Origin of the sequence: Candidatus Angelobacter sp. (assembly GCA_035607015.1) — a bacterium.
GTDB lineage: Bacteria > Verrucomicrobiota > Verrucomicrobiia > Limisphaerales > AV2 > AV2.
On the sequence record DATNDF010000336.1, the window covers coordinates 1 to 5,605 of the forward strand.

Genomic DNA, 5,605 nt, shown 5'->3' on the forward strand with positions numbered 1-5,605 from the left:
CGGCGCAAATCGCGAGGACCTCGAAAGCGGTCTTGATGCCGGACATGCTGATGGCACTACAAGAGCGTCGACGTCTGCTGGTAGAGTTGATCGGGTCGCCAACGGCGGTCGAACCACCAAAGCCTTTGGAGCCTCGTCCGCGCAGTGAAGGACCTCATGAAATCGCGGCAGCTTAATGCGGGAGGCGCGACTGGCCGCGGTCGCAGAACGAAAGCGGAACGAACATGAGCGAGGAATCGCGAAGCATTTGGACCCGGCCCTGGCGGGGGCGGCGGAAACTGTATCTATGGTTTGGGCTGCTGGCCGTCGCCGTGTTTGTCGTCGTTTTTTGCGTTGGATTTGTGTTGCAGTCCGCAGCGGAAGCTGCGGAGTTGGCGTTATTCGCGGAGGCGATATCGGTGGGCGTCGGACTTGCCGCGGTGCTGGTCGTCCGGTTCGTCCGCTGGTTGTGTTGCTGGCGCAATTTTCGCCGTTTTCTTTTCGGTCTGGTTTGTCTTCTCACATTGGTCGCGCTGTTTTATGCCGAGGAAAACTGGCGCGGTGCGCGGGTCTGGAACAAATATCGGCGGAAGCTTGAAGCGCGCGGTGAGCAGCTTGATTACAGGGCCTTCATTCCCAAACCCGTGCCAGACGACCAAAACTTCGCCGCCACGCCCTTTCTCAAAGCCTGGTTTCCAAAGGGACCTTTGGGTGGGATCGACAAGCAATGGGGGGACCATTTCGTGGAAATCAACGAGAGGGTTTTCTCCAGGGCGGACAAGGACCGAAGCAGCAGAAAATTCGTTGACCTCGTTGCCTGGCAAATGGCCCTTGATGCAATTCGGTCTGGCCAATTGAAACGGGGCCAGGAATTCGAGTCGGACAAACTCGACCTGGAGTCGCGTGCCCAAGCCGCTCCGATGGTGTTGGAGGGATTTAAAACCGACGAAACCATTCTGGCGGAACTCCGCGCCGCCATCCAACGGCCGTATTCGAGATATCCGGTGGTTTACGATTTGGATAATCCCTGGGGAATTCTGATTCCTCACCTCGCACAAATCAAATCCACCTGCCAGCGCCTGCGACTCCGCGCCTGCGCCGAACTCGCCGCCGGTCAGAGCAAAAACGCTTTGGAGGACGTGAAGCTGTCGCTACACCTGGCCGACTCGATAAAAGACGAACCCTTTTTGATTTCCTATCTGGTACGCCTCGCTTGTTTTGAGATCGAAACCCAGCCGATTTGGGAGGGTTTGGCCGAACGCCGCTGGTCTGACGCCCAGCTTAATGAGATTCAATCACGTCTTCAGCGGTATAATTTTTTTGAGGACATGAAATTGCCCCTTGACGGAGAGCGGGCGGCAGGAGTTTTGACGGCCGATCTTCTGTATCGTCGAAAATACCGCCCAAGCGACCTGTTTGATCTCGTCGATCGAGACAACTCATTTGGCGGCGATCTCGCAATCCAGCTGAGTGCGGTCGCCCCGCGTGGATGGTACAATCTTGAACAGCTTAATTATTGCCGGCTTTATGAACTTCAATTGGAAGGGGCCTTGGACGCGGCTGGAAAAAGAGTTTTTGTGGATCAGGTCTCGCTCCACGCCCATGATCTCGAACGGGAGGTTTCCGGAGGTCGCCTCGGAAAGGGCCTGAATGCTGTCCTCCATCACCAGGTTATTGCAGCACTATTCCTGCCCGAATTGAACAAGGTACCTTTGAAAGCTGCGATGGCACAAACCGCCGCCGGCCAGGCTGCGCTTGCCTGCGTATTGGAACGCTACCGGCTTGCCAATGGATCGTTTCCCGAAAAACTCGACGCGCTTGTCCCGGGGTTCATTTCCCAATTGCCCAACGATGTAATCACCGGCGAACCTCTGAAATACCGTCGCACGGACGACGGCCAGTTCGTTCTCTATTCCGTCGGCTGGAATACAAAGGATGACGGCGGCACGTCCGGCAGGACTTTGTTCGACGAAAAGGATGGCGACTGGGTCTGGCGTTCGTCGCCGGCCGCCGGCAGGTAGTTGCGCACCTTTACGTTGCTCCCGCAACCCGGTCGCCTGAACCGGGGATTTTACCTTCTCGCAGAACGGGCTTCCGATTGATCTTGGCCAGGGATTTCGTGCGGACCGGAAGATTCTTTTGTCCAACCGGGCGTTCCGTTGCGACTAATCTGATGACACGAACAGCATGAGCGACCAGATTCAAACGTTATGCGACCGCGCCCGGGAAGGCGATGCTTCGGCGGCGTCCGAACTGGTTGAGCTTCACTATGCGCCCATCTATGCCTACCTGCGCCGGCTCTGTGGCGACGACGAAGAAGCGGCCGACCTTACTCAAAAATCGTTTTTCAAGGCGTGGCTTTCCCTTGCTTCGTTTCAAGGACGATCCCGATTCGGCACCTGGCTGCACGGCATCGCTTATCACGTTTATGTGGACTGGCGGCGATCCCGCCGACCCGCCGACCCACGGAGTGATGAGTGGTGGGAGTCATGCGCGGACACTGGCGCCGGCCCATTTCAAAACGTTGAGGAACGGGACCTGTCCCGGCGTGTTTATGCCTTGGTCGAGCGCCTTGATGACGGCGCCCGGCAGGTCGTGCACCTTCACTACTATCAGGGCCTGTCTCTCAGCGAAACCGCGGAGGCGCTGAACATCGCCGCGAGCACGGTGAAGTACCGTTTGCGCGAGGCGCTGGACTTTCTGCGCGCGAGAACGGCAGAACCGCATCTGAGGAATGCTTAGGAACGATCTATGAACGACGAAAAAATTGAAACCATCTTGCGCAAAGCTCCGCAGCCGGCTGCGCCGGATGGCCTGTTGGAACGGCTGCAACGCGACGTGAGCGTCCCGCGTCCCGCGGTCGCGGCGGCCGCGCGCCATGAACCCGCGCCGTGGTTGCGGCGCTGGCTGCCCGCGCTCGGCGTCGCCGTGATTTTCCTCTCGTGCGTCTTCGTGCTTGCAGTCCAGAACCGGGACCTTGCCGAACAGCGCGAACAGAACAGACAATTGAAGGCCGGTGCGGAGAATCTCGACCAGTTGGGCCGCCAAAACCTCGACTATCAGCGACTGCTCGCCGAAAATCAGGAGTTGGAGCGGTTGCGCCGGGAGAACCGCGAGTTGCAGCAACTGCGCGAGGAGGTCACCCGGCTGCGGGCGCAGTTGCAGGAGATCGCCCGCTTGCGCGCCGAAAACCAGCAACTCATTGCCGGAGCACAGGCTGCGCCGCAAACCGGTAACGATGAGGATTTTTTCGCCCGTGTCGGCGACCCGAGTGACAAGGCCCTGAGAATCCAATGCGTGAGCAACCTCAAGCAGATCGGCCTCGCCGCCCGAATCTGGGCGAATGACAACAATGATGTGCTGCCACCCGGCTGGCTGGCGATGAGCAACGAGTTGTCCACGCCCAAAATCCTGGTTTGTCCGGCGGACAAGGGACGGACTGCGGCGCCAAACTGGACTTCTTTGTCCGCCGCCAATCTCAGCTACGAGTATTTGAATCCCGGCGGATCGGAGAGTGACCCGGCTGTTGTTTTGGCCCGGTGCCCGATTCATAATATCGTCTGCCTGAGCGACGGCTCGGTACAGCAATTGCCGAAGAATCGTTCCATCATAATGAAGGACGGCAGGTATTATATGTCCGAATCTCCTCAGCCATGAAACGATACGCAAAAACGGAAGCGCGGCGGGACGGCCTTCCGGTGGCGGAACCACCCAAAAGGCGTTACGAATGAAAACAAGCATGCGGATTACCTGTGCCGTGTTCCTGATGGCGTCGGTTTTGGCATTTTTCTTCCAGCGCCGCGCGTTGAACGAAGTCCATATCGAGCGCCAACGGTCAAGAGCGGATGCCGAAGCCGCCGTGCGGCTCGCGCGCGAGAACCGTGAAATTGAAAAGCTCAGACAGGAAAATCGGGAGATTGACGGACTTCGTGTCGCGAACCGCGATCTTTACAAGCTGCGCAACGAGGTTCATCTGCTTCGGGACCAGGTGAAGGAATGGGCGGGCGTTCGTGCCGAAAACGAACGGCTGCGTGTGGTGGAAGGCCGGCGCGCGTCCAATGGCGCGCCCTCCGCAGAAGCGCGGCCCTGGCTCACGGCGGACCAGCTCAACTTTGCCGGATATGCCACGCCCGAGGCGACGTTGCAGACGTTGTTCTGGGCCGTCAAACAGGGCGATGTCGAATCCATCAAAAAATGTTTCACGCCCGAGACCCAGAAAAAAATGGCCGAACAGCCGGCGGACGAATTGCGCGGTGAAATAGAACGTATGTCCAAACGGTTTCAAGGGATTCGTGTCGCGGCGAGGAAGGTCGTTTCTGGCGGGGAAATTCATTTGGGCGCGCAGATAAATGTTGCGGACCGCGAGACTCCGGACGAAGCGGCCTTCCCCTTCAAGCTGATCGGTGGCGAGTGGCGGCTGGACGGCGGGATGTGACAGACCGGAGCCGGCGCGACGCGGGGTTGATCGTGGGAAAACAGCGCGGCCGGATTCCTGCCATCCCGCAGCCTGCAAACTGTTTTGCGGTTTGCGTTTCGGCCGGGTTCCTGCAAGCTCCGCCGGGTGAAATTTCTCTCGCGGCTTGATCCACGTTATTTGGCGGCCATTGTCTCGGGACTGCTGCTGGCCGCGTCCTTCCCCAAGCCCGGCGTTGCGGGTCTGGCCTGGATCGCTCCCGGTCTGTTTCTTTTCGCGGCGCTGGGACAACGAGGCAGGCCATGCTTTCGCATCGGCTACCTGGCCGGCCTCGCGCATTACCTCGCGTCGCTTTACTGGCTCCTGTTCATTCCGTTTCCAGCGGGCGCGGTCGTGGGATGGCTCGCGTTGAGCGCCTATCTCGCGTTGTACCCGGCGGCGTGGGTCTGGCTTTGCTGGAAATTGTTTCCGGGAAACAAATTCGTTCGGAACCAGAGCTGGCGGGCGGCGGCACAGGAATTCTTTACAGTGAACTGGTGGGCGCGCGCGGGGTGGAGCCTCCTTTGCGCGGCGCTCTGGGTCGCCCTCGAAATGGTGGTCGCCCGGTTTTTGTCCGGCTTTCCCTGGAATCTGCTGGGCGCCTCGCAATATCGCATCGCGCCGTTGATTCAAATCGCGTCGGTGACCGGTGTTTATGGCGTTTCATTTCTGGTCGTCTGGTTCTCGGTGTCTTTGACCATTGCGTTGCTCCGGTTGATCCGCGAACCGTCCATGCGCTGGGGCTGGCTTCTGGAACTGCGGCTCCCCTTGATCGTTTTGATGGTCGTGATGGTTTTCGGGGTCGGCCGGCTTTTGGATCGGACGCAAACGGATCGAAAGTTGAGCGTCGCCCTGGTTCAACCCAGCATACCTCAGCCGTTGATCTGGGACCACGGCGAAGATGCGAACCGTTTCAACAAGATCATCGAGCTGTCCAAACTGGCGCTGGCTGCAAAACCCGATCTGCTCGTCTGGCCGGAATCTTCGATGCCGAACTTCACCGACGACAACTTTCGTGTCATCACGAACCTCATTGCCACGCACAAGGTCTCCATGATACTTGGCGCCGACGATGCCGAGCGCCGGCCGGAGGCGGGCGGCGCGGAGGATTACGACTCCTTCAATGCGGCGTTCTTGTTCAATCCCGCGGGCGAGTATGTAGCGACGTATCGC

5 protein-coding genes are annotated in these 5,605 nt (G+C 58.9%); all 5 read left to right on the forward strand.

The genetic code is table 11. From position 1 onward, the window contains the following. Positions 1-224 precede the first annotated feature (224 nt). Positions 225-2,000: a hypothetical protein gene (locus VN887_13520; protein ID HXT41024.1), complete on the forward strand. Its 1,776-nt coding sequence runs from the start codon at positions 225-227 to the stop codon at positions 1,998-2,000. Positions 2,001-2,166: 166 nt separating this feature from the next. Further along, entirely contained in the window at positions 2,167-2,721 is a 555-nt protein-coding gene (locus VN887_13525; GenBank protein HXT41025.1) for an RNA polymerase sigma factor, read from the forward strand. A gap of 9 nt (positions 2,722-2,730) precedes the next feature. Then, entirely contained in the window at positions 2,731-3,636 is a 906-nt protein-coding gene (locus VN887_13530; GenBank protein ID HXT41026.1) for a hypothetical protein, read from the forward strand. A gap of 70 nt (positions 3,637-3,706) precedes the next feature. Further along, positions 3,707-4,414 carry a hypothetical protein gene (locus VN887_13535; protein ID HXT41027.1) on the forward strand — a complete coding sequence of 236 codons (708 nt, stop codon included), beginning with the start codon at positions 3,707-3,709 and terminating at the stop codon, positions 4,412-4,414. 126 nt (positions 4,415-4,540) lie between these two features. Further along, on the forward strand, positions 4,541-5,605 hold a 1,065-nt coding region (locus tag VN887_13540; GenBank protein HXT41028.1), incomplete at its 3' end, for a hypothetical protein.